This window comes from Flavobacterium ginsengisoli (assembly GCF_029625315.1).
GTDB lineage: Bacteria > Bacteroidota > Bacteroidia > Flavobacteriales > Flavobacteriaceae > Flavobacterium > Flavobacterium ginsengisoli.
On the sequence record NZ_CP121110.1, the window covers coordinates 2214930 to 2239733 of the forward strand.

Sequence of the window (24804 nt, forward strand, 5' to 3'; positions counted from 1 at the left end):
ATCTTATTGTAAGAACCTGTACTTATGCCCTACTTTTGCACCACAAATAAATATTTAACGTAAAACGAAAATTATGTCTTTAGTAGGAAAAAAATTCCCAAGTATTGCAGTAGATGCTATCTCAGAAATGGGTGACAATTTAAAAATCAACATTTTTGAAGAAGCAGTAAACAACAATAAAAAAGTACTTTTATTCTGGTATCCAAAAGATTTTACTTTTGTATGTCCAACTGAATTACACGCCTTTCAAGCTGCTTTACCTGAATTTGAAAAAAGAAATACTATCGTAATTGGCGCTTCTTGCGACACAAACGAAGTTCACTTTGCTTGGTTAAATACTCCAAAAAACAATGGTGGAATCGAAGGTGTTACTTACCCAATCTTAGCTGATACAAACCGTAACTTAGCTAACATTTTAGGTATTCTTGATATCGAATCTACAAGCTACAGCGAAGACACTGACTCAGTTATCATCGAAGGTTCAAACGTAACTTACAGAGCTACTTACCTAATTGACGAAACTGGAAAAATCTTCCACGAAAGCGTAAACGATATGCCATTAGGACGTAACGTAAACGAATACTTAAGAATGGTTGACGCTTACACTCACATCCAAACTAAAGGTGAAGTTTGTCCAGCAAACTGGGAAGCTGGTAAAGAAGCAATGTCTGCTGACAGAATCAGTACTGCTGAATACTTAAGTGCAAACTAATTTCTAATTAGTTTCTAAGATACTAAGATGCTAAGGTTCTAAGATTTACTCTTAGACCTTAGTAACTTAGAAATCAAATCCTCTCTCAAAAAATCTCAAAATTTATAGTTGCTAAAATCCGCAAAGGTTCAAAAAACTCAGAACCTTAGAATCTTAGCACCTTAGAATCTCAAAAAACAAAACTTATGTTAATCGACTTAAACGAAGATACGTTAGCAGATTTAGTTGCTAAAAACGAAAAAGTAGTAGTACAATATTCAGCTTCATGGTGTGGAAATTGCCGTATTATGAAACCAAAATTCAAAAAATTAGCAACAGAAAATGAAGCTATCACTTTTGTTTTGGTTGATGCAGAAAACTCTCCAGAATCAAGAAAATTAGCTAATGTGAGCAACTTGCCTACTTTTGCTACTTTTGTAAACGGACAATTGGTTGGCGAAACTCAAACCAACAAACAAGAAGTTTTAATTGACTTAGTAAACGCTATTGTTTAATTGGTTATTTGTTTATTCGTTTAATCGATTAAACAAAAAAACGATTTAACGCTTAAACAAAAAAATTATGAAATTACCAGTAATTAAGCATTTAACACAATTTATCGAAGAAAACGATCAGGATTACATCATTGAAACGATCGAAGTTCTAGAAGCGATGACTGAAATTCCTTCTCTTAAAGATGAAGAATTAGACGTAATTGGCGAATTGATTTCAAATATGTACGGCGCCCTTGAAGTTCAAAAATTAGTAGCTCAAGGAACAGATAAAAAAGAAGCTTTAAATACGTTTATGAAACGTGTTTTAGGTTCTATCGATAAATAATCGAACCTCTTTTTTCAAAGAAAAAACAAAAAAACATGACGGAGAAAGCGTTTCTATTTGGAGACGCTTTTTTTATTCTCAGGTTTCAGTTCCACGCTTCACACAATCTTTGTCAGGCTGAGTTTAGTCGAAGCCCACACTAGTAACTCCACAATCTTTTAGAGTTTCTAGCGCAGCCCTCCTTCGTCGGTATAACAAACTTTGCGAATAGAACTATGGCAAAGTTGGACATAAAGATGCAAAATAAAGAAGACAATATTTTCTCAAAATAAAAGTTATTAATAGAAATAATTTGCAAAAATAAATCGCAAATTCTTGAATTTATGGCTATCAAAAAGGACTCCTTAATCTCTCCTTAAACCGTTAACAAATACTTTTACATTCAAATATTAATCCTTACTTTTGAGCCTCATTAATTTTAAACAAAAATCATGGCATCTATCACATTAGGAGGAAATCCAGTTCATACATCAGGCGAATTGCCTGCAGTTGGATCACAATTAGCTGATTTCAAATTAGTACAAAACGATTTATCAGTTGCTTCTTTAAGCACTTTCGCTGGTAAAAAATTAGTTTTAAATATCTTCCCAAGTGTTGATACAGGAACTTGCGCAACATCTGTCAGAACTTTCAATGCAAGTGCAAGCGGATTAGAAAACACAACAGTTTTATGTATTTCTAGAGATTTACCTTTCGCTCAAAAACGTTTTTGTGGTGCTGAAGGTTTAGAAAATGTAGTAAACTTATCAGATTTTCAAACTGGTGCTTTTGGAAAAGCAAACGGATTAGAAATCGTTGACGGACCTCTAGCTGGTTTACACTCAAGAGCAATCATTGTTGTTGATGCAGACGGAAAAGTCCTTCACACAGAACAAGTTGCAGAAATTGCAAATGAACCAAATTACGAAGCAGACTTTAGCAAGCACTATAATATTTACCTCTAAAATGGAGTTTCAAAAAGACAACACCTTTGTTACAGGCCGTTTAAAAAGCATGACTTATGCTTTTAACGGTGCTGTAAAATTAATTAAGACCGAACATAGTATTATGGTTCAATTTTCATTAGGAATCATAATGACTATTTTAGGTTTTTACTTTCATATTTCACAAACCGAATGGCTTTGTCAAACTTTAGCCATTGGCTTAGTTTTAGCTATCGAAGGATTAAATACAGCAGTCGAAAAAATTGCCGATTTTATCCATCCTGATTACAGCAAACGAATCGGATTTATTAAAGATATTGCTGCAGGGGCAGTATTTTTCTTCGCAATGACTGCAATAGCAATAGGCTTGATTATTTATATTCCAAAATTTATTTAGGCAAAGGAAAACGCAAGAATGGCAAAAAATAAAAAAGAAACTGTAGATAAAAAAAACGATAAACAAGAAGGAAATAAAAGATCATTTAAGATATCCAAGCAACAAAAATTTGTTCTAGGATGTCTTTTGGTTCTTTTTTCTATTGCCCTATTAGTTGCATTTATTTCTTTTTATGTTAACGGACAATGGCAAAATGATCAAAGCATTGTAAACCAGCTTGGCGATCGTTCTGAAATTGCTGAGAATTGGCTTGGCAAATTCGGAGCTTATCTTGCCGATTTGATTATCTATAGAGGTTTCGGGTTGGCGTCTTTTATTTTTGTACGTTTATTTTTCCTCACAGGAATGTTTTTAGCATTGGAGCTTTCTACTCAAAAGCTTAAAAACACTTGGTTCTGGGATATTTTTGCCATTATTATCGTTTCTGTACTTTTTGGCTTCTTCGCTACTTCTGCACCAGAATTAGGAGGAACAATTGGTTACGAACTCAATCTATTCCTTCAAGATTATATCGGAAAGACAGGTACTTTGCTTACACTACTTTTCGGTTTAATTGTATATCTAATTTTCAAAATCAAATTATCGCCAGAAAAAATTCAGTCCTATTTTGATTCTACTAAGAAAGAATTCAAATCGGAATTAGATACTTTAAAACCTGCTGTTCAACAGCCCGAAAGCGCTTATAATCTAGAAGAATTTTCTATTAAAGAAGAAGCAGAAGAAGAAAATGACCCTGAATTGGATAATATTCATCTTAAAACTGTCGATTCTCAATTTGAAATCAATAAGGAGGCTTTAAAACCAACCATTTCTCATTCATCAGAAATTGAGCTAACTCCAACTTTAAAACCAATTCAACCGCCGCCTACACAAATCACTGCCACGCCAGAAGAAGCATTTGTAATAGAAAAAGCGGAAGAAGAAGACATTATCGAAGAAAATTTGGCTTCTCGTCTAGTTGCCGATTTCGGATTATTTGATCCAACCTTGGATTTGTCAAATTACAAATTCCCAACCATCGATTTATTAAAAGAATATTCGACTGGCGGAATTACAATTAATCAGGAAGAATTAGAAGAAAACAAAAATAGAATTGTAGATACGCTTCGTAATTACAAAATTGAAATTGCACAGATTAAAGCAACCGTTGGTCCATCGGTTACTTTATATGAAATTGTGCCAGAAGCTGGAATCAGAATTTCTAAAATTAAGAGTTTAGAAGATGATATTGCTTTGTCATTATCAGCATTAGGAATTCGTATTATTGCGCCAATTCCTGGAAAAGGCACTATCGGTATTGAGGTTCCGAACAAAAACCCAACTATGGTTTCTATGAAAAGCGTTATTGGAGCAGACGAAGTTCCAAGAAGCCGAAATGGAATTACCAATTGCTTTAGGAAAAACCATTTCAAACGAAACTTTTGTTGTCGATCTTGCAAAAATGCCTCACTTATTGATGGCTGGAGCAACTGGACAAGGTAAATCTGTCGGATTAAATGCGGTTTTAACTTCATTGTTGTACAAGAAACATCCTGCAGAAGTAAAATTTGTTTTGGTCGATCCGAAAAAAGTAGAGCTTACACTTTTCAATAAAATTGAAAGACATTATTTAGCTAAACTTCCTGACACTGAAGATGCTATTATTACAGATAACGCAAAAGTTGTCAATACTTTAAATTCACTTTGTACAGAAATGGATAATCGTTATTCTTTATTAAAAGATGCGATGGTTCGTAATATTAAAGAATACAACGAAAAATTCAAGTCTAGAAAATTAAATCCTGAAGCAGGACACCGATTTCTACCATACATCGTTTTGGTTGTCGATGAATTTGCCGATTTAATTATGACTGCAGGAAAAGAAGTCGAAGTTCCAATTGCTCGTTTAGCTCAATTAGCGCGTGCTATTGGTATTCACTTAATTATCGCAACACAAAGACCTTCTGTAAACGTTATTACAGGTTTAATTAAGGCCAACTTCCCTGCCAGAATTGCGTTTAGAGTAACTTCTAAAATTGACTCTAGAACTATTTTGGATACTCAAGGTGCAGATCAGCTTATTGGACGCGGAGATTTATTATACACTAATGGAAACGACGTAATCCGTGTACAATGTGCTTTCATCGACACTCCAGAAGTAGAAAAAATTACAGATTTCATTGGCGGACAAAAAGCTTACGCTACAGCTTATTTGCTTCCAGAGTTTGTTGGAGAAGAAAGTGGCATTAATCTTGATATAGATATTTCCGAAAGAGATACTTTATTTAGAGAAGCGGCAGAGATTATTGTCAATGCACAGCAGGGTTCTGCTTCTTTATTGCAACGAAAATTAAAATTAGGATACAACAGGGCTGGTCGTTTGATCGATCAACTTGAGGCAGCAGGTATTGTTGGTCCGTTTGAAGGCAGTAAAGCACGCAGTGTAAACATCTTAGATTTAAATGCTCTTGATCAATTTTTTAATAATGAACAAAATTAATCCAATCATGAAAGCAAAAATTCAAGAAATCAACAACAATTCTATCACAAACATGACCAAAAAGTGTTTTCAAATGGCAGTTATATTGCTTTTGAGCTTCACTTCTATTCAGGCTCAAGATAAAAAAGCGAAAGATTTATTGAACGAAGTAACTTCTAAAATAAAAAGCTACGACAATATTGTTATCGATTTTAAGTATTCTTTGAACAATGCCAAAGAAAACATCAATCAAGACAGTAAAGGAAACGTAACAATGAAAGGAAACCAATACGTTTTGAATTTCATGGGCGTTACTAAAATTTTTGACGGTCAGAAAACTTACACTATTGTTCCAGAAGACGAAGAAGTTACTATTTCTAAAGTAAACGAGAAAGATGATAATGCAATCACTCCTTCAAAAATGCTTACTTTCTTTAATTCTGGCTACAAATACAACATGGACATTGTTCAGAATGTAAAAGGAAGAAAAATTCAATACATCAAATTAGTACCAACTAGCGGAAAAGACCAAAGAAAAGAAATTTTGTTAGGTGTTGACGTTCAGACAAAACACATCTACAATTTGATTGAAACTGGAAAAAACGGAACAAAAACAACTTTAACCGTTAATTCTTTTAAAACCAATCAGCCATTATCAAAAAATCAATTTACCTTTGTAGCGAGTAAATACCCGAAATACTACATCAATAAATTAGATTAATCAGAAGGTTGAAAATACTAGACAAATACTTATTAAAAACATTCTTACTTACATTTACTACGGTATTTGTAATCTTATTTTTCATATTCATACTTCAAACAGTATGGCTATTTATTTCAGAACTAGCAGGTAAAGATCTCGACTTAATATTGGTCGTGAAATTCCTGCTTTTTTCTATGCCTCGTATTATTCCTCTGGTTTTACCTTTATCGGTTTTACTAGCATCGATTATGACTTTCGGAAATCTAGCCGAAAACTACGAGTTCGCAGCCATGAAATCTTCAGGAATCTCGTCGCAAAGAGCTATGAGAATCTTGATCATTTTTATTTTCGTTTTAAGTATTGTTGCATTTTGGTTTGCAAATAACGTTATTCCGTATGCAGAATATAAATTTGTTAATTTTAGAAAAAACATCGCACAAGCCAAACCTGCAATGGCCATTGCTGAAGGCCAGTTTAACGATGTTGGCACTTATAACATTAAAGTAAATAAAAAATCTGGCGAAAATGGCAACCGTCTTACTGGCGTAACAATTCACGAGAAAGCAAATAATATGGGTGAAAACAAAACCGTAATTAAAGCTAAAACTGGTTTGTTAGTTAGTAATGAAAAATCAAGCATTTTAAAACTGGTTTTAAATGATGGTTATTATTATCAAGACGTTACTCCAAAAAAATATGAAGATCGTGCGAAAATGCCTTTTATAAAAGGAAAATTTAAAACACAGATCATCAATATTGACTTATCTGAACTAAATAAAGTTGACGACAGCAAAGAAAGCATTGCAGGAACAAATGGAATGCTTAATGTTAATGAATTACGTTATACTTTAGACTCATTAAACAAGAATTTAAACAACGAAATTATTTCCTTCTCAGAGAATATTAATCAGCGTGTCGGAATTAAAAAAATCTACAGAGATACTCAAAAAAACATCAAGAAGAAACCGCTTCCAAATGATCTTTTATCTATTTACTCTAACAAAGACAAGGTAGATATTTTAAAAATGGCTGGAAGCAATATAACGAGCAATATATACTCTATTGACACTACTCAACAAGATTTAAAGAACAAACAACGAGACATTAATAAACACCTTCTCGCATTATACGAGAAATTCGTTATTGCTTTTGCTTGCTTTTTAATGTTCTTTATTGGAGCTCCACTTGGTGCGATTATTAGAAAAGGAGGACTTGGACTTCCTATTGTATTTGCGGTTTTAATTTTTATTACTTTCCATTTCATCAATACATTCGGAAAAAGACTATCTCAAGAAGGCGGAATGACCCCTTTTTTGGGATCATGGATGTCATCTTTCATCTTGTCTCCACTCGCAGTATTATTAACCTATCGCGCCACAAATGACAATGGGCTAATTAATTTTGATGCGATTACAACTCCGATTTCAAAACTATTTCAGAAAATCTCTGAGCGGTTTTTACCTGCTCAAAAGCAAAAATAATTATGTCAACAACAAAAATACAACTGAATACCATTGAAGAAGCTATAGAAGATATTCGTCAAGGTAAAGTAATCATTGTAGTCGATGATGAGGATCGCGAAAATGAAGGAGATTTTTGGCTGCGGCCGAAAAAGTAACACCAGAAATGATCAATTTTATGGCTACTCACGGACGCGGATTAATTTGTACACCACTTACAGAAAGCCGATGCAAAGAATTAGATCTTCGCGCCATGGTGACCAATAATACAGATCATATGGAAACTGCTTTTACAGTTTCTGTTGATTTAAAAGGCCAAGGAGTTACTACAGGTATTTCTGCTGCCGATAGATCAAAAACAGTTCAATCTTTAGTTGATCCAAATACAAAACCTCACGATTTAGCTCGTCCTGGACATATTTTCCCTTTAATAGCTAAACAAGGCGGTGTTTTAAGAAGAACTGGACATACCGAAGTCGCAATTGATTTTGCACGTTTGGCAGGATTTAAACCAGCAGGTGTAATCTGCGAAATTTTGAACGAAGACGGAACAATGTCGCGTTTGCCAGAATTGATTAAAGTCGCTAAAAAGTTTGATCTAAAACTAGTTTCTATCGAAGATTTGGTTGCTTATAGAATGCGAGCATGATAGTTTGATTGTTAAAAAAGAAGATTTTGATATCGAAACTCGTTTTGGAACATTCAGATTAAGAGCTTACGAACAAACTACAAATAAGCAAATACATATTGCCTTAACCAAAGGAACTTGGAATCTTGGCGAACCTATCTTAACGAGAATCCACTCTTCTCAGGTAAATAACGACTTGCTAGGCACATTGACTAATAATGCAGAACAGCAATTGGACGATATGTTCAAAGTGATTAATGAGAACGGAAAAGGTGCTGTTATCTTCATTAATCAAGACATGACAGCTGTTAACCTTTTAAACAGAATTTCTGAACTTAAATCATTACAAGCTAACGGAACTTTAAAAGCGCCAAAAGTTATTATTGACAGCAAAGATTATGGTATTGGAGCTCAAATTCTTCATGATTTAGATATTTCTAAAATTAGATTGGTTTCAAATACAGAACAAACAAAACGAGTTGGTATGATTGGATACGGACTTGAAATTACAGAATACGTTAAATACTAATATGGGAACAGTAGAAGAAAGAATTCAAAAATCAGAAACTCGAATTTTTAAAGCCGTTTTTCCTAGCACAACCAATCATTACGACACTCTTTTTGGAGGAACGGCACTACATCTTATGGATGAAGTTGCTTTTATCTGTGCTACTCGTTTTAGCCGTAAAAAAGTTGTAACGATTTCTACAGGTCAAATTGACTTTAAAAAAGCAATTCCAGCAGGAACTTTAATCGAATTAGTGGCAAAAGTAGATAGCGTTGGAAGAACAAGCTGTAAAATTCATGTCGATATTTTTATGGAACAAATGTATTCTGAGCTTCGCGAAACGGTTGTTTCAGGAACTTTTTCGTTTGTTGCTGTCGATGAAAACAAAAAACCAACGCCAATTTTAGACGATTTGGATTAATTTTTTAAAAAATCTCTTTTTCGGAAATACTGATACTTAGACACTTGAAAATTATTTTAAAAAACTTCAAAAAAAAGTCTAAAAAAAGTTTTCAGAACCAAAAAACCGTCTTATATTTGCACCCGCAATCAGACAATGAGAGCAACATACTGGAGAAATGGCAGAGCGGTCGAATGCGGCAGTCTTGAAAACTGTTGACTGTAACAGGTCCGGGGTTCGAATCCCTCTTTCTCCGCTGAGAGCTTAAAAAGAGACTTTTCAAAGTTTACAAAAAAGGCTAAAATTCACGGGAAACCCTGCAGATCTTAAGATCAGCAGGGTTTTGTCTTTTAAGTGCATTTTCATTATTTTCAAAACCGCACAGAACTTTCGTGGCAGAATCGTGGCGCAACACAGAAAAAAATATAATAAATGCAGTATATAAGAGGAATGAGCAAAAAGTTGCTATCCCTCTTTCTCCGCTTCATGAGATTTCTAAGAAAATCTTCAAAAAACAAAAACCTTTAGATCTTACGATTTAAAGGTTTTTCTGCTTTTACAATTATGTTTTCAAGACTTCTGAAGCCACCTAAATCATAACGCCAGATCTAGCAATCATTTGGAGGTTGATTTACTACTCTAAAAGACATTAATCACTCTTTTTTTGACAATAAAATAGCATTTTGTAACAGTGACACATTTTCTTTTAAACTTTTGTTTTCAATCTCCATTTTTTTGTATAAACCAACCTTAAGTCCATTCTGGAAACTGCGTTTTATTTAAGTCAAGCTTTTCAATTTCTTTTATATCAGCACTATCAAGTTTAAAATCAAAAATGTCAAGATTTTCTATAATATGTACTTTTTGAGAAGATCTCGGAATAGCTACAATGCCACGTTGGTAATGCCATCTCAAACTTACCTGCGCAGTAGTTTTACCATGTTTTTGAGCAATTTTAGTTAATATTTCATTTGTAAAAAGACCATTACGACCTTCTGCAAAAGGAGCCCATGCTTGCATTTGGATATTATGCTGTTTTAATACCTTAAAGTCATTTGTCTGCTGAAAATAAGCGTGTGTTTCAATTTGATTTATCACAGGTTTTACCTCAGCATAAGATAAAAGAGCATCTAGTTGTACCGGATCGAAATTGCTTATGCCAATAGCTTTAATTTTTCCCGCTTTATAAAGTTCTTCCATTGCTTTCCAAGATCCTTTCACATCACCTCTTGGACGATGAATCAGATACAGATCAAGATATTCAAGTTGCAGTTTTCTTAGTGTCTCTTCAAAACCTTTTTTAGCATTTTCATAACCAGCATCATCAACCCATAGTTTTGATGTAACAAAAAGCTTTTTCCTGTCAATTCCGCTTTGTTTTATGCCTCTGCCCACTGCTTCTTCATTTCCATACACTTTTGCAGTATCAAGAAGACGATAACCTGCCGATATAGCTTCAGCAACTGATTGCTGGCACACTTCCCCACTAAGACCATATGTGCCAAATCCTAATATAGGCATTTTGACACCGTTATTCAGCTTGACATCTGGAATCTGAACATCTTTTTTATCTACGACAACATTTCCGAATAGTTCAGGCATTCCAAAAACACCTAAGTAAATTCCTGCGGCCGCGAATTTTGCACTGGTTTGTAAAAAACTGCGTCGGCTTATTTCATTTTTTTGGTTTTGAGAACTCATATTTCTGGTATTAGTCGATTCATAAAATCAATTACTAAAAGTAAATATTATATTTTAAAAATGAAGCTCATTTTTTTGAATTCCTAAGATCTTAATACTCTTAGTTTCTTTTACTAAACAGATATTATTCATTGTTATTTTTTCACGTAATAAAAAAGGCGCTTAAAAATTTTAAGCACCTCTTTTTGTAATTCATTTTACCAATCAATTATTACTTTACAAACTCAATAATAAAACCTCCTTTTGGAGCCATATTGTATTTCCACTTAGCATCAATTGGATGAGTTTCTACTTTAAAATCCATCAACGGATCTTTACCTTCAGAAATGATTCTGAATTTTGAATACCCTTTTCCGTATTTAGTCAGATCAATAAAAACAGGCAAAGATGTGTTAGTTCCGTTTATCCCAATAATATAAGAAAGATTATCTTTTTTACGTGACAACACGATTGATTTTCCTGGTTCTGCCACAATAGCCTCGGTTTTATCCCAAGTTGCCGGCATTTCTTTCAATAAGTTTTTAAGTTCATTAGGCAATGAATTAAACACTTCTTCCGAATCGGCAAAATGAATAATCCCTGAGGTATAAATCATAGCCATTGCCAATTCATGAACCGAAGTATTTAAACGTGTATATTTTCTAAAAGTTAAAGCAAATGGCGTGTAATCAGCTGGACCAGCAACGTTTCTTGTAAAAGGCAATACGGTATTTTGTTCTCTTGCTTTTTCTGGAAATCTTGGTTCATAAAAATAACTTTCTGTTCCTAAAATAGCTTCTGCGGTTACAAAATTCGGCCATGTTCTGTGCCAGCCTCTTGGAACTGTTGTCCCATGTAAGTTTACCAATAAATGTTCTTTTGTTGCATCTTCAAAAACGCCTTGCAAAGATGCCATAACTTCTTGTCTGTCTGAACACCAAAAGTCAATTTTTACTCCTTTTATTCCCATTTCAGCCAATTCTTTAAATCTCTTTTTCTTTTTTCTGAATCAAAGTATTCTGCTGAAAATCCCCAAACTAATGGCTGCACTCCTTTAGACAATGCATAATCTACAATTTTCCCTTCCTTGTTGGCTTTTTCCCAACCAGCATCAAAAAGCGTGTATTTGAAACCAAATGAAGCCGAAACATCCGTAAATTTATTATACATTTCTGGCGTAAAATCTTCTGGATGCGACCACCACGACCAAGCCGCTTTTCCAGATTGAATCCAAGAAACATCTTTAATTTTAGAAGCTGGAGCTAAATCAGTAATCATTGTAGACAATAAAATATTACCTGCATTATCTCCAATCATAATAACTCTCCAAGGCATTGTCCACGGTTCTGCAGACTCAGGATATGCATTTCCTTTATCTGGTAATGGCAAAGTAAATTTCTCATCATTTTTAGCAAAGGCAATGGTGTACATTCCGTTTTTAGAATCTGGCGCTAAATGACAGCCTGGAAATGAACCGTCTGTACCAGATTCTGCAATCAGTACCCAGTTTTTAGCATCGTTTACATTAAAAAGTGCTGGCATACACCAACCAATAGATTCGTTTCGAGCACCGCTTATTGGATCTCCTGATTTTACATTTACATAAAAATCTTCATAACCCGGTGTATAATCTCCAGCCTTATTATAAGGTTGCAACCATCCTTTTGCTTTTTGATCGATATGGAATCCCGTTAGTTCATTTTTAAGAATTTTAGATCCATTCGCTTTATTATCAAACTTATATCTAAAAGCAACGCCTTCTTCTCCTGCAATTAAGTCTATCGTCATCAAAGCACCTTGCTTGTTTTTGAAAGTGATGCTTTTGGTTTTAAAAACATGATCAGCTATTTTATTATTGGCCACTTTAAGTTCATATTTCTCACGTTTTTCTTCTATTGGAGAAACATTTACAACAGATAATCCAGTAGTAAAATCATCATTCTCGAAAGTCAATCCAAGAGGAGAATCAAGTATAACAGCTTTATCATGACGCGTAACTTTATAAGACAATTGTCCGTCTTCGCTTAAAGACAGTGAGATCTGATTGAGATTGTCCTTAGATTTTAGCGAAAGTGATGTATTCTGTGCCTTACAATTCGTCAGCAGAAAAAATACTGACGGCATCAGGACAATTAAAAATCGGTTTACAAACTTTTTTTTCATTATATAAATATTTAAAGGTGATAGTTAAATTTTGTCAGTTACTATATCAAAAGTATAAGCAATGGTTTCATCGTAGATTTGACCTGCTCCAAATAAAGTGTTAGGAAAATATTCATGATTGGGACTGTCAGGATAATACTGACATTCTAAACAAAGTCCGTCAAAAGATTGGTATAATTTAGAATGTTCACCGATTAGTGCACTGTCTAAATAATCTCCTGTATAAAGCTGCACACCCGGATATGAAGTATAAACTCGCATTATTCTACCTGATTTTTCTTCAATCAATTTACAAACAAGTTTTTCATCAACACGATTGCGATCTAAAACATAATAAAGATTTAGTCCCTTGTTTTGCATTACGTCACCCAGTTTATCATTCATAAATAAATATTCATCAGCTAGTATAATTTTTCCTGTCGGAATATAGTCGGCCGTACTTTCTAATATTTTTGATCCTTGAATGGTTAATCTATGATTGTGAATTTTATCTTGACAAGCTGATAAATTGAAATAAGAATGATTGGTAAAATTAAGCGGAGTCAATTCGCTGGCTTCCGCCAAAAACTGAATTTTCAATTCGTTTTGATCAGTCCATTTATAAATCACTTTTAGATTTACATCTCCCGGAAAACCACCTTCTCCACTCCTGTTTTCAAGTGAAAAAATCACAGCATCGTTTTCTATTTTAAAATCGAATATTTTAGAATTAAATCCTGCTGAACCGCTGTGATTGTTATTTTTTCCGTCGTTTTTATCCAGATAATACGTTTTATTCTCAATAGAAAACGAAGCATTATTTATTCGGTTTGCAAAACGCCCGATTGTCGCTCCGATATAAGCCTTGTCTTTTAAATAACCTTCTAAAGTAGGAAAACCTAAAACTACATTTTCTTTCTTCCCATTTTTATCTGGCACAACTATGGATTTTACTATGGCACCAAAATTAAGCGACTCCACATAATTTCCTTGGCTGTTTGTAATAGTAAATTTGAAAATTTCTTGGCCTGAAAACCAGCCAAAAGACTCGTATGCAATTATATTGGTAGAATTCATATTGGTTTAAAAAAGGTCAGAAAAGATTTAAGTTAGATTAGAATTTCAAATTTACTTTTGATAATTGTGCTTAAAATGGACATTTTTTTTGAAAGCATGGATTAAATTATGATATTTGAAAAACAAGATTCAGGAAAATGAAAAACGCATCGCAAAAGGAAAAAATAAAAGTTAAAGAAGGTTTTTTAGGACAGCGCATGATTGTAATTCCTAAAAACATACTTTCCAATATCAAAAAGAATCCGCTTATTTCGGGTTTGTATTTTACCGATATTGGCGTTTTTCCTAATGCGAGCCATCATTCCATGAAGCGAAAACACGGAAGCAAACAATATATCCTGATTTATTGTTATAAAGGAGAAGGCATTATTAGCCGAGAAAACAAAACCATTACACTCAAAGCCAATACCTTTTATATTATTCCGCCAGAAGTTGCGCATGATTATTATGCTTTAAAACAAAATCCGTGGAGTATTTATTGGATTCATTTTACTGGACCACAAGCACCTTATTTTTACGATAAATTCATAACCGAATATCCTGATACCGCTCCGCAATTATCGCTTGAAGAAAGACGTATCGAACTATTTGACAACATATTAGACGTTATGGAAGATGGTTACAGCTCCAGCAATCTCGAATTTGCCAATTTATCTTTATGGCAGCTACTGAATACCTTTTTGTATGAGAAATTTTTCATTCAAAAAAACCGAAAATTTTCAGAGGATAATACTATTGAGTCGGCTATTGATTACATGAAAAAGCATCTGGAACTTTCGCTAAAAATAAACGATGTTGCGACTTATTTTAATTATTCATCATCACATTTTTTTACCTTATTTAAGAAACAGACTGGTTATTCTCCTATACATTATTTCAATTATCTAAAAATGCAGAAAGCCTGTCAATACCTAAGTTTTACGACTATGAGCATAAAAGAAATCAGTTTTAATTTAGGTTTTAATGATCCGTTATATTTCTCCCGTTTATTCAAGAAAATAATGAGTACATCACCTATTCAATATCGAACAGAATATAAGCAGTAACGCAATTGTTTTCGGATTTTAAAACATGATGCCAAAAAATCAGATTATAATCCATCTATTCAAAAAAAATATCCATAAATCAAAGGTTCCGATTCCGCTAATTTTACAAAAGCTATTAAAACCTTTTTATGAAAAATTACAATTATACCTTTTTACTATCAATTAGTCTAGTTGCAGCACTGGGTGGTTTACTCTTTGGCTACGACTGGGTTGTTATTGGCGGAGCAAAACCATTTTACGAAATTTATTTTGGCATTTCAGATTCTCCAGCTCTTCAAGGCTGGGCAATGAGCAGTGCTCTTGTTGGCTGTGTGGCAGGTGCCGCTGTTGCAGGAAAACTAGCCGACACTTACGGAAGACGTCCTCTACTGATTGCTGCCGCCGTATTATTCTCCTTATCGGCAATTGGAACAGGAGCTTCAGAAACCTTCAACATATTTATTGTCTGGCGTATTATTGGAGGAATCGGAATTGGAGTTGCTTCTACCATTTCGCCTTTATATATTGCAGAAATCGCACCTCAGGAAACCCGCGGGCTTTTCGTGTCCATAAACCAACTTACCGTAGTTATCGGAATTCTTGCGAGCACAGATTACAAACATGCTAATCACAGAAGTTATTCCAACTGGTTACTCTCACGCACAGATTCTTGCTTCTTGGAACGGACAAACTGGATGGCGATGGATGTTTTGGGCAGGATTTTTCCGGCTGTTCTTTTCTTTCTATTAATGTTTCTGATTCCAGAAAGCCCAAGATATTTGGCTAAAAAAGACAATCAAAATTCGGCAGAAGACACTCTTGCTAAAATTGGAGGAATTGATTATGCTAGAGAAGAGCTTTCAAAAATTAAAGAAACTTTTACACACGAAAGCGAAAAGACCGATTTCAAAATATTATTCGACAAAAAAGCTTTTTCGATCTTAATTATCGGAATCGTATTGGCCGCTTTCCAACAATGGTGCGGTATTAATATCATTTTCAATTACGCTCAAGAAATCTTTGTTTCGGCTGGTTACAGTATAAACGATTTGTTCATGAATATTGTGATAACAGGAAGCATTAACTTGGTTTTCACTCTAGTTGCTATGGGAACTGTAGACAAATTAGGCCGTAAAAAACTAATGCTTTTTGGTTCTGGAGCACTTGCTGTAATCTATGCTTTACTAGGATATTTTTATTATACCAATGTTACCGGATTTCCATTGTTGCTATTGGTATTATTAGCCATTGCCATTTATGCAATGTCTCTTGCTCCTATTACTTGGGTTATTTTATCTGAAATTTTCCCTAACCGAATTAGAGGTGTAGCAATGTCTATTGCCACTTTTGCGCTCTGGATTGCTTCTGCAATATTAGTACAGACCTTTCCAATTTTTAACAACTATCTGGGCACGTCAGGCACTTTCTGGCTGTATGGAATTATCTGTGCCTTAGGATTTCTATTTGTTTTCAGAAAACTTCCTGAAACAAAAAACAAAAGTCTTGAAGAGATTGAGGAGCTTATGGCTGCTGATCAATCAAAACATATTCAATAATTTAAATTTCATTACATCATGCAAAAAGTAAATGTTTGGAAGGAAAAAATAATCCTGCCAACTTATGAGGTGGGCAAACCTGAAAAAAATCCTGTATTTATTGAGAAAAGAGTGTATCAGGGAAGTAACGGATCGGTATATCCTTATCCGGTTATTGAAAAAATAGCGGACGAAAAAACAGATAAAGAATATCAGGCCGTATATCTTGAAAATGAATTCCTTAAGATAATGATTCTGCCTGAACTTGGCGGAAGAGTTCATATGGCTTATGACAAAACTAAAAACCGTCATTTTGTATATTACAATCAGGTTGTAAAACCTGCATTGGTAGGACTTACAGGTCCGTGGATTTCTGGCGGAATCGAATTTAACTGGCCTCAACACCACAGACCAACTACATTTGACCCTGTAGATTTTACGATTGAAGAACATGAAGACGGAAGCGCAACGGTTTGGTGCAGCGAAGTTGAGCGTATGTTTAGAACCAAAGGTATGGCTGGTTTCAGACTATATCCTGATAAAGCGTATTTAGAAATTAAAGCGCAATTATACAACAGAACGTCATTTCCACAGACTTTTTTATGGTGGGCAAATCCTGCTGTAAAAGTAAACGACGATTATCAATCGGTTTTTCCGCCTGATGTAAATGCTGTTTTTGATCACGGAAAACGTGATGTTTCCTCTTTCCCAATTGCAAAAGGAACGTATTATAAAGTCGATTATTCGCCTGGAACAGATATTTCACGTTATAAAAACATTCCGGTTCCGACTTCTTATATGGCGATTGCTTCAAAATATAATTTTGTTGGCGGATACGAAAATGATTCAAAAGGTGGTTTATTGCACGTTGCCAATCATCATGTTTCTCCAGGAAAAAAACAATGGACTTGGGGACATGGCGATTTTGGACGTGCTTGGGACAGAAATCTTACTGATGAAGATGGTCCGTATATCGAATTGATGTGTGGTGTTTATACGGATAATCAGCCTGATTTTACTTGGATTATGCCAGGCGAGCAAAAAGATTTCACACAGTATTTTATGCCATATCGTGATTTGGGAGTAGTAAAAAATGCAACCAAAAATGCGATGGTTAACTTAGAAAACATCGGCGATCAATTAGTTATTAAAGCATACACAACTGGAGTTTATCCAAAAACGACGGTGACTTTAAAAAATAATGGCTCAGTTTTATTCCAAAAACAATATGATGCATCGCCATACAATTCATTTGAAGAAACAATTGATTTCAATACCTCATCAGGTTTAGAAGGATTGTCAATTACTGTAACAGATGCTGATGAAAAGGTTTTAGTAGATTGGAATTACGAAGCTCAAAACGAAGATGAGATTCCAGAAGCCGCAAAACCTGCTCTTGCACCTGAAGATATAGAAAATAACGAGCAATTATTCCTGACAGCGCAGCATTTAGAGCAATACAGACACGCCACTTATAGTCCGATTCCGTATTACGAAGAAGCGCTTAAACGTGATTCTGGTGATGTTCGTGCTAATAATGCAATGGGATTATGGCTGATGCGTCGAGCAAAATTTGCAGAAAGTGAGCCATATTTCAGAGTCGCTATTAAAACGCTTACACAGCGAAATCCAAATCCGTATGATGGAGAAGCGTATTTCAATTTAGGATTGTCACTTAAATATCAAAATAAAAACGAAGAAGCATACGATGCTTTTTACAAATCGACTTGGAATGCAGCTTGGCAGAATCAGGGTTATTTTTATGTAGCGCAGCTTGATGCTTTAAAAGGTGATTTCGATTCAGCTTTAACTCACATTCAAAAAGCGATTTCTAAAAATACAGAAGATCATAAAGCATTGCATTTGCAGGTGGCTTTTCTTAGAAAATTAAACCGAAAAGAGAAAGCGCTTCAGCTTGCTAATGCTTATTTAGAGAATGATTCTTTCAATTTTGGACTGCTATTCGAAAAGTATCTTCTAAGTAATGACAAACAGGATTTAACGTATTTAAATGCACTTATTCGAAACAACATTCATACGTATATCGAATATGCCTTAGATTACAATGCAGACAGGTTTGTATCAAGAAGCTTCTGCTTTATTAAGTGAAGGATTAAAAGACGAAAATACCTATCCGATGGCTTGGTATTTTGCGGGTTCGTTTTATGAAAAGCTGAATGATTTTAATCAAGCTGAAAAATGTTTCAAGATGGCTTCTCAAGCAAAACCTGATTATTGTTTCCCAAATCAGATTGAAGTCTGCTTTGGTGCTTTCAGAAGTTATCGAGAAACAGACTAACGATGCAAAAGCGCTGTATTATCTAGGAAACTTTTGGTATGCATCAAAATTTTATGATGATGCGATTTCGTGTTGGGAAAAATCGGTTTCAATTGATGATAGTTTTCCAACTGTACACCGTAATCTTTCATTGGCTTATTACAACAAATTGAACGATGAGCAAAAAGCACTAGCAAGTCTGGAAAAAGCATTTTCACTTGATTTGGAAGATGCAAGAATTCTAATGGAATTGGATCAGTTGTACAAACGTTTAAATAGAGATTTGGTTTTCAGGTTGGCCTTCTTAGAAAAACATTTAGAATTGGTTATTCAAAGAGATGACGTGTATTTAGAAAGAGTTGCTTTGTATAATCTTTTAGGGAAACACGATAAAGCACTTACGTTACTGCAAAACCGAATGTTCCATCCTTGGGAAGGCGGTGAAGGAAAAGTAAGCGGACAATATTTGATTTCTTTAACTGAAATTGCAAAACAGGAAATTACGCAAGGAAACTATGATAAAGCCATAGCGCTTTTGGAACAAGCACAAATTTATCCTGATAATTTAGGTGAAGGAAAATTACCTGGAGCACAGGAAAATGATATCCATTACTGGCTTGGTGTTGCTTATGAAAAGAAAAGCGATCTACAACAAGCTAATAATTGGTGGGAAAAAGCAACGCAAGGTTTAGAAGAACCAACAGCGGCTATTTTTTATAATGACCAACAGCCTGACAAAATTTTCTATCAGGGCTTGGCTTATCTGAAATTAAATGATTTTGCTGAAGCGAATAAACGTTTTGAAAAGCTCGTAGCATACGCAAAAAAACACGTAAACGATCATGTTACGATTGATTATTTTGCGGTATCACTTCCAGATCTTATGATTTGGGAAGATGATCTGGACAAACGAAACAAAATTCACTGCTTGTATATGCAAGGATTAGGTCTTTTAGGTCTTGATAAAAAAGCTGAAGCAGAACAAACTTTTAATAGTGTTCTAGCAGAAGAGAAAAGCCATTCAGGGGTTACGATACATTTATCTCTTCTAAAAAATGAAGAATCAGTTTTTATAGGTTAATATAAAAACAGTTTTTTGAAGAAAAAGGTTTGATGATTCATTTCATCAAACCTTTTATTTTTTCTAATATATAAAAATAGGAAAATTTAATTTGCAGGTCTATCTTCTGTTCTTATTCCCCATTTTTTATTAGGTTTTGATCCCATAACAAATTCTAAAGTTCCTCCGGAATCCAAATCTGACTGCTTAATAAAGGTTTTAGTGTAAGTCTTACCATTTAGTTTTGCGCTCTGAATGTAAACATTTTGATCTGATACATTTTTGGCAGTTACTTTAAACGTTTTTCCGCCTTGCAATTCAATTATTGCTTCTTTCAAAATTGGAGAGCCAATAACATACATTCTGTTTGCTGGATTTACAGGATAAAATCCCATTGCGCTAAAAATATACCAAGCCGAAAGTTCACCGCAATCGTCATTTCCAGAATAACCTGATGAAGTAGTATTGTACATCTTTTTCATGATATCAGCAGTATATTTTTGCGTTTTCCAAGGCTGACCTGCGTAGTTGTACAAATACGCAATATGATGGCTTGGTTCGTTTCCGTGAGCATATTGCCCAATAAAACCTGAAGCATTATCATTTACTTCTTCTGGTTTATCTTCTAAAGTAAAAAATGTATCTAGTTTTTTAGTGAACAATTGATCATTTCCAACTAAGCCAATCAGTCCTTTTACATCCTGAGGAACATACCAAAAGTATTGCCATCCATTTCCTTCTGTAAACGGATAACCGCCATTAGCGCCATATTTTAAAGGATCAAATGGACCAATCCAATTTCCTTTATCATCTTTAGCTCTAAAAAAACCAATTTCTTTATCGTATAGATTTCTATAAAACTGAGAGCGTTTTGTAAAATGATTATAGTCTTCTATTTTAACTAATTTCTTTGCTAATTCAGCCACACACCAATCATCGTAAGCCATTTCTAAAGTAAGTGAAACCGATTGTGATTTTAAGTTTTCTGGAATATATCCAAACTTTTCCCAGATACCAAACGGAGATCCAGGGTGTTCGCGCATTGCTGAGTTCTTAATAGCCTCATAAGCCAAATTGGAATCAATTCCTGGTAAATTCTTCATTACTGCATCTGCAATTACTGGAATAGCATGATTTCCAATCATACAATAATTTTCTTGTCCCCATAGTTGCCAAATTGGTAAATAGCCAAAAACTTTATAATACGCCAGCATGCTGTTTACGAAATCGGCTGAACGTTCTGGCTGAATTAAAGTGTATAACGGATGCGCTGCACGATACGTGTCCCACAAAGAAAAGGTAGAATAATAAGGTTTTGAAGCCTTTTTAACTGTAAAATCTGCCGAAGGATAATCGCCATTTACATCCGACAAAGTATTTGGCTGAATATAAGTGTGATACAAAGCAGTGTAGAAAATCTGTTTTTGCTCGTCTGTGCCATCAATTTTTATTTTACCGAGTTCTTTTTCCCAAACGGCATCTGCCTCTTTTACCTTTTTTTCAAAATCCCAAGCAGGAATTTCAGACTCTACATTCAATCGTGCATTTTCTATACTTGTTGCAGAGATTCCCACTTTTACAAAAACTTCCTGCTGTTTTGAAACATCAAAATCTAATATGGCTCTTATGGCATTTCCGTTTACTATTCTAGCATTATCATAACTATTACCGCCGTCTTTAACATGATTACGAATTATAGGTTGTGAAAACTCTGCATGAAAATATACTTTTCGCATAGGCGCCCAACCTGTAATAATGCGATATCCTTCAACTGTATGATTATTTGGAAATGATAATTGGGAGGCAATAATTCGCGTGTTCCAATCTGATTTTTTCATCGAATGATCTAAATCGATGATAATATGCGCTTCTTTATTTTTAGGAAAACTGTATTTATGAAAACCCGCTCGTGTAGTTGCCGTTAATTCTGCTTTTACCTGATAATCTAATAATTGAACACTGTAATAACCAGGTTTTGCTGTTTCATTTTTATGAGAGAATTTCGACTGATAGGCATTTTCTCCTTCAGCTTCTTTCACAATTGCACCGCTAAAAGGCATCAGCATTACATCAAATAATTCAGCTACGCCTGTTCCGCTTAAATGAGTGTGGCTAAAGCCTGCAATTGTGGTGTCATTGTAATTATAACCGCAGGCTACACTCCAATCCGGTGTACTGCGCGTATCTGGACTAAGCTGTACCATTCCAAAAGGAACTGTGGCACCAGGAAAATTATTTCCAGACAAAGGCGATCCATCTGCTGCTCCCGTTCCAATAAACGGATTTACATGTGAAGTGACTTTTTCTTTAGTTTGTGCTCCAAGAATTATGGAGCTCAAGATAGCACCACAAAGTATTATTTTATTGAGATTCATTTTGTAAAGATTTTGAAATATGATTTCATTTTTTTGAATTGCCTCCAGCTTTAGCTGTAGGTTATTGAAATTAGATTCAAATAAGGCTTTAGCCAAAACACTACGATTTTGGCTAAAGCCCTTTGTTTAATAGACTTTTATAAACCTCCAGCTAAAGCTGGAGGCAATTCAGTCACTGTTTTACTCCTGCAAGGTTTTCAAAACCTTGTAGGTATTATATTTTAAATCGAGATAAAAAAACTAAACCTACAAGGTTTTAAAAAACTTGCAGGATTACTACCCCAACTTATAATTTAGAAGAAGTAATCTCTTTCAATTCACCATTCACTTTTACTTTCACCTTTGTTGGTACAGGAGATAAAACTTCATATTTCGTCACTTTACCTTTTTCCCATTTCATGTTTATAGTAAAATTTCCTTCTGCTTTAAGTCCTTTTACTTCGCCTTCTTTTAGCCAAGCGTCTGGCATTGCCGGCAATAATTCGATAAATCCTGCATGGCTTTGTATTAGCATTTCTCCAATTCCTGCCGTAGCTCCAAAATTTCCGTCAATTTGAAAAGGCGGGCCAGCAGAAAGCAGATTCGGATAAACTCCTCCTCCGGCTCCGTAATTGATATTTGTTGCAAGAGTTGGCCTTAAAATGGTTTTCAATAATTTATAAGCTCTGTTTCCGTCTTTTAATCTAGACCAGAAAAGCATTTTATAAGCAATTGACCAACTTGGGCCGTCGTCTCCTCTAACTTCTAAAGTTTTCTTTGTCTGCTTCTGCTAAATCTGGAGTACTTTCTGGGGTTATTAAAGAGGCTGGATATAATCCGTACAAATGAGAAACGTGACGATGCTGCGGATCTGGCTCTTTATAAGGTTTCAGCCATTCCTGAATTCTTCCGTCTGGACCAATAACTCCTGAAGGCGGTAATAATTTCAGCCTTTTTTCCAAATCATTTCGCAATTCAGAATCGATTCCGAGTTTTTCAGAAGCTGTAATTACACCATTAAACAATTCACGTACAATTTGATTGTCGATTGTCGGCCCCATGCAAACATGCGCGTCCTGACCATTTGGAAGCAAAAATGAATTTTCTGGCGATACTGATGGCGAAGTTACTAGCCAACCTGTTTCTGGATCTTTTACCAACATGCTGTTGTAAAACTGAGTCGCTCCTTTGATTATCGGATAAATTTCTGCTAGATAATTTTGGTCTTTGGTATACAAATAATGATTCCATAAATTGTTGCAAAGCCAGCCTGATCCTGCTTTTGCAATTCCCCAAGAAGCGCTTTCTCCTGGTTCTGTAAATCCCCAGACGTTCGTGATTACATGCGCCACCCATCCATCAGCATTGTAATAGGCTTTTGCCGTTTTTTCTCCGTAAGGAACCATTTCTTTTACCAAGTCTTTTAGCGGAAGATTCAATTCAGATAGATTTCCTGTTTCTAATGCCCAATGATTCATCTGAACATTTACGTCAAGATGATAATCGCCATTCCACGGAGTTTGAACCTGATGCGCCCATAATCCTTGCAAATTTGGAGGCAGCAATCCGACTCTTGTACTGCTAATGCTTAAATAACGTCCGTATTGGTAAAACAAAACAGGAAGCTCAGTATCTGAATCTGGTTCTTTTAAAAACGCATCTAAACGTTCATTTGTAGGCAATGTTTTTTGAACTGGTTTTCCAAAATTTAAAGCCACGCGATTAAACAGTTTCTGATAATTTTGAATATGTATTTTCTTCTGATCGTCGTATTTTTTCTCCATCGCTACATCCAAAATTTTATCTACAGAAGACTCAAAACTTTTATCTTTAAAATCTGTTCCTGCTGAAATGTACAGAATTACTTCAGTTGCATTTTTTACTTCAATGGTATTATTGGCATAAAAAGCGCTTCCATCTGTAATTTTAGCTTTTACTTTGGCTTTATATTTCATCCCTTTTCCGTCAATTCCATTGTTCAATTGTCCTGTCATTACAAGAGAATTGTCATTTTCGTTTTCGGTTTTAAAATGTTCTGGTCTATTCAACTGAACTGTGAAATTCAATTTTCCTTTTTTGCTTGAAGTCAATTTCACAAAAAGAGCATCATCGTCAAAACCTGCAAAATATTCCCGTTTATACGTTACTCCGTCAATCGCAAATTGAGTTGAAGCGAGAGCGGTTCGAATGTTTAGATTTCTGGTGTAATTTACAGGTTGAGATTTAGTTTTATAATCAAATTTTAATGTCATGTCAGCCAAAACCTGATAGCATCCAAATTGTACATTGGCACCGTCACCGCTTCCTGAACCAGGACCTGTACAAACAAAATTTTGATTGATAAGCTGTTCAGCTTCACTGTTTTTATTGGCCAATAATAATTCTCTTATTTGCGGCAAAAAAGTATACGCTTTATAATTATTTGCATCTTGCGAAGATCCGCTCCAAAGTGTTATATCATTTAGGACTAATTTTTCGGTTTCAATTCCGCCATCAGGCATAATTCCTAAACGCCCGTTTCCTAAAGGCAATGTTTCTTCCCATTGAGAAGCTGGTTTTGTATACCATAGTTCTAGCTGATTATTTTGCGAATAACCTAGAAATGGCAGTAGTACAAAAAGAAACCGTTTGATTATTTTCATATT

Annotated in this window: 20 protein-coding genes, 1 tRNA gene and 2 pseudogenes; 16 read left to right on the top strand and 7 right to left on the bottom strand. The window is 34.7% G+C overall.

Features of this window, described 5'->3' with window-relative positions; all coding sequences use genetic code 11:
• Positions 1-73 precede the first annotated feature (73 nt).
• The 11 genes and pseudogenes from P5P87_RS10385 (at position 74) to P5P87_RS10435 (ending at position 9264) form a co-directional block, all read left to right on the top strand.
• A complete protein-coding gene (locus P5P87_RS10385; protein ID WP_012024184.1) occupies positions 74-712 on the top strand; it encodes a peroxiredoxin in 639 nt (212 codons plus the stop codon).
• A gap of 185 nt (positions 713-897) precedes the next feature.
• Positions 898-1206 carry a thioredoxin family protein gene (locus P5P87_RS10390; RefSeq protein WP_008462030.1) on the top strand — a complete coding sequence of 103 codons (309 nt, stop codon included), beginning with the start codon at positions 898-900 and terminating at the stop codon, positions 1204-1206.
• A gap of 67 nt (positions 1207-1273) precedes the next feature.
• Positions 1274-1531, top strand: a complete 258-nt coding sequence (locus P5P87_RS10395) for a DUF6952 family protein (RefSeq protein ID WP_008462029.1) — start codon at positions 1274-1276, stop codon at positions 1529-1531.
• A 431-nt stretch (positions 1532-1962) separates the two neighbouring features.
• Positions 1963-2475, top strand: coding sequence for a thiol peroxidase (gene tpx, locus P5P87_RS10400; protein WP_278022484.1), 513 nt, complete (start codon positions 1963-1965; stop codon positions 2473-2475).
• Between the two features lies 1 nt (position 2476).
• Positions 2477-2851, top strand: coding sequence for a diacylglycerol kinase family protein (locus P5P87_RS10405; protein ID WP_278022485.1), 375 nt, complete (start codon positions 2477-2479; stop codon positions 2849-2851).
• An 18-nt stretch (positions 2852-2869) separates the two neighbouring features.
• Positions 2870-5330: pseudogene (locus tag P5P87_RS10410) on the top strand (DNA translocase FtsK).
• 73 nt (positions 5331-5403) lie between these two features.
• Positions 5404-6030: an outer membrane lipoprotein periplasmic chaperone LolA1 gene (gene lolA1 / locus P5P87_RS10415; protein ID WP_479724222.1), complete on the top strand. Its 627-nt coding sequence runs from the start codon at positions 5404-5406 to the stop codon at positions 6028-6030.
• 8 nt (positions 6031-6038) lie between these two features.
• Positions 6039-7493 (top strand): LptF/LptG family permease, encoded by a 1455-nt coding sequence (locus P5P87_RS10420; RefSeq protein WP_278022486.1) that lies wholly within the window; start codon positions 6039-6041, stop codon positions 7491-7493.
• Positions 7494-7495: 2 nt separating this feature from the next.
• Positions 7496-8629, top strand: a pseudogene (ribB, locus tag P5P87_RS10425) (3,4-dihydroxy-2-butanone-4-phosphate synthase).
• Position 8630: 1 nt separating this feature from the next.
• Entirely contained in the window at positions 8631-9029 is a 399-nt protein-coding gene (locus tag P5P87_RS10430; protein ID WP_125721663.1) for an acyl-CoA thioesterase, read from the top strand.
• A gap of 151 nt (positions 9030-9180) precedes the next feature.
• A tRNA-Ser gene (locus tag P5P87_RS10435) sits at positions 9181-9264 on the top strand.
• A gap of 494 nt (positions 9265-9758) precedes the next feature.
• Here the strand turns inward: P5P87_RS10435 and P5P87_RS10440 are convergent.
• From P5P87_RS10440 to P5P87_RS10455, 4 genes are all read right to left on the bottom strand, one after another.
• Positions 9759-10709, bottom strand: coding sequence for an aldo/keto reductase (locus tag P5P87_RS10440; RefSeq protein ID WP_278022487.1), 951 nt, complete (start codon positions 10707-10709; stop codon positions 9759-9761).
• Between the two features lie 211 nt (positions 10710-10920).
• The gene (locus P5P87_RS26265) at positions 10921-11658 is read right to left on the bottom strand and encodes a glycoside hydrolase family 97 catalytic domain-containing protein (RefSeq protein ID WP_278022488.1); all 738 of its coding nucleotides are present in this window, start codon (positions 11656-11658) and stop codon (positions 10921-10923) included.
• The gene (locus P5P87_RS10450; protein ID WP_278022489.1) at positions 11649-12851 is read right to left on the bottom strand and encodes a glycoside hydrolase family 97 N-terminal domain-containing protein; all 1203 of its coding nucleotides are present in this window, start codon (positions 12849-12851) and stop codon (positions 11649-11651) included. The genes P5P87_RS26265 and P5P87_RS10450 overlap by 10 nt, the downstream gene beginning before the upstream one ends.
• Positions 12852-12875: 24 nt before the next feature.
• Positions 12876-13907 carry an aldose epimerase family protein gene (locus P5P87_RS10455; RefSeq protein ID WP_278022490.1) on the bottom strand — a complete coding sequence of 344 codons (1032 nt, stop codon included), beginning with the start codon at positions 13905-13907 and terminating at the stop codon, positions 12876-12878.
• Between the two features lie 137 nt (positions 13908-14044).
• Between P5P87_RS10455 and P5P87_RS10460 the strand changes: the two genes are divergently transcribed.
• The 5 genes from P5P87_RS10460 to P5P87_RS10480 all read left to right on the top strand — a co-directional run bounded on the left by P5P87_RS10460 (position 14045) and on the right by P5P87_RS10480 (position 19826).
• Complete coding sequence (locus P5P87_RS10460) at positions 14045-14953, top strand: AraC family transcriptional regulator (RefSeq protein WP_278022491.1); 909 nt, start codon at positions 14045-14047, stop codon at positions 14951-14953.
• A gap of 128 nt (positions 14954-15081) precedes the next feature.
• Complete coding sequence (locus tag P5P87_RS10465; RefSeq protein WP_278022492.1) at positions 15082-16488, top strand: sugar porter family MFS transporter; 1407 nt, start codon at positions 15082-15084, stop codon at positions 16486-16488.
• 18 nt (positions 16489-16506) lie between these two features.
• Entirely contained in the window at positions 16507-18576 is a 2070-nt protein-coding gene (locus tag P5P87_RS10470) for a DUF5107 domain-containing protein (protein ID WP_278022493.1), read from the top strand.
• Positions 18533-18766: a tetratricopeptide repeat protein gene (locus P5P87_RS10475; RefSeq protein WP_278022494.1), complete on the top strand. Its 234-nt coding sequence runs from the start codon at positions 18533-18535 to the stop codon at positions 18764-18766. The genes P5P87_RS10470 and P5P87_RS10475 overlap by 44 nt, the downstream gene beginning before the upstream one ends.
• On the top strand, positions 18720-19826 hold the full coding sequence (locus P5P87_RS10480; protein WP_278022495.1) for a tetratricopeptide repeat protein: 1107 nt from the start codon (positions 18720-18722) through the stop codon (positions 19824-19826). The genes P5P87_RS10475 and P5P87_RS10480 overlap by 47 nt, the downstream gene beginning before the upstream one ends.
• 86 nt (positions 19827-19912) lie before the next feature.
• Here P5P87_RS10480 and P5P87_RS10485 read toward each other — a convergent pair whose 3' ends face one another.
• The 3 genes from P5P87_RS10485 to P5P87_RS10495 form a co-directional block, all read right to left on the bottom strand.
• Positions 19913-22180, bottom strand: a complete 2268-nt coding sequence (locus P5P87_RS10485) for a GH92 family glycosyl hydrolase (protein ID WP_278022496.1) — start codon at positions 22178-22180, stop codon at positions 19913-19915.
• Between the two features lie 286 nt (positions 22181-22466).
• On the bottom strand, positions 22467-22880 hold the full coding sequence (locus P5P87_RS10490) for a glycoside hydrolase family 95-like protein (RefSeq protein WP_278022497.1): 414 nt from the start codon (positions 22878-22880) through the stop codon (positions 22467-22469).
• Positions 22881-22917: 37 nt separating this feature from the next.
• The gene (locus P5P87_RS10495) at positions 22918-24801 is read right to left on the bottom strand and encodes a glycoside hydrolase family 95 protein (RefSeq protein WP_278022498.1); all 1884 of its coding nucleotides are present in this window, start codon (positions 24799-24801) and stop codon (positions 22918-22920) included.
• Positions 24802-24804 lie beyond the last annotated feature (3 nt).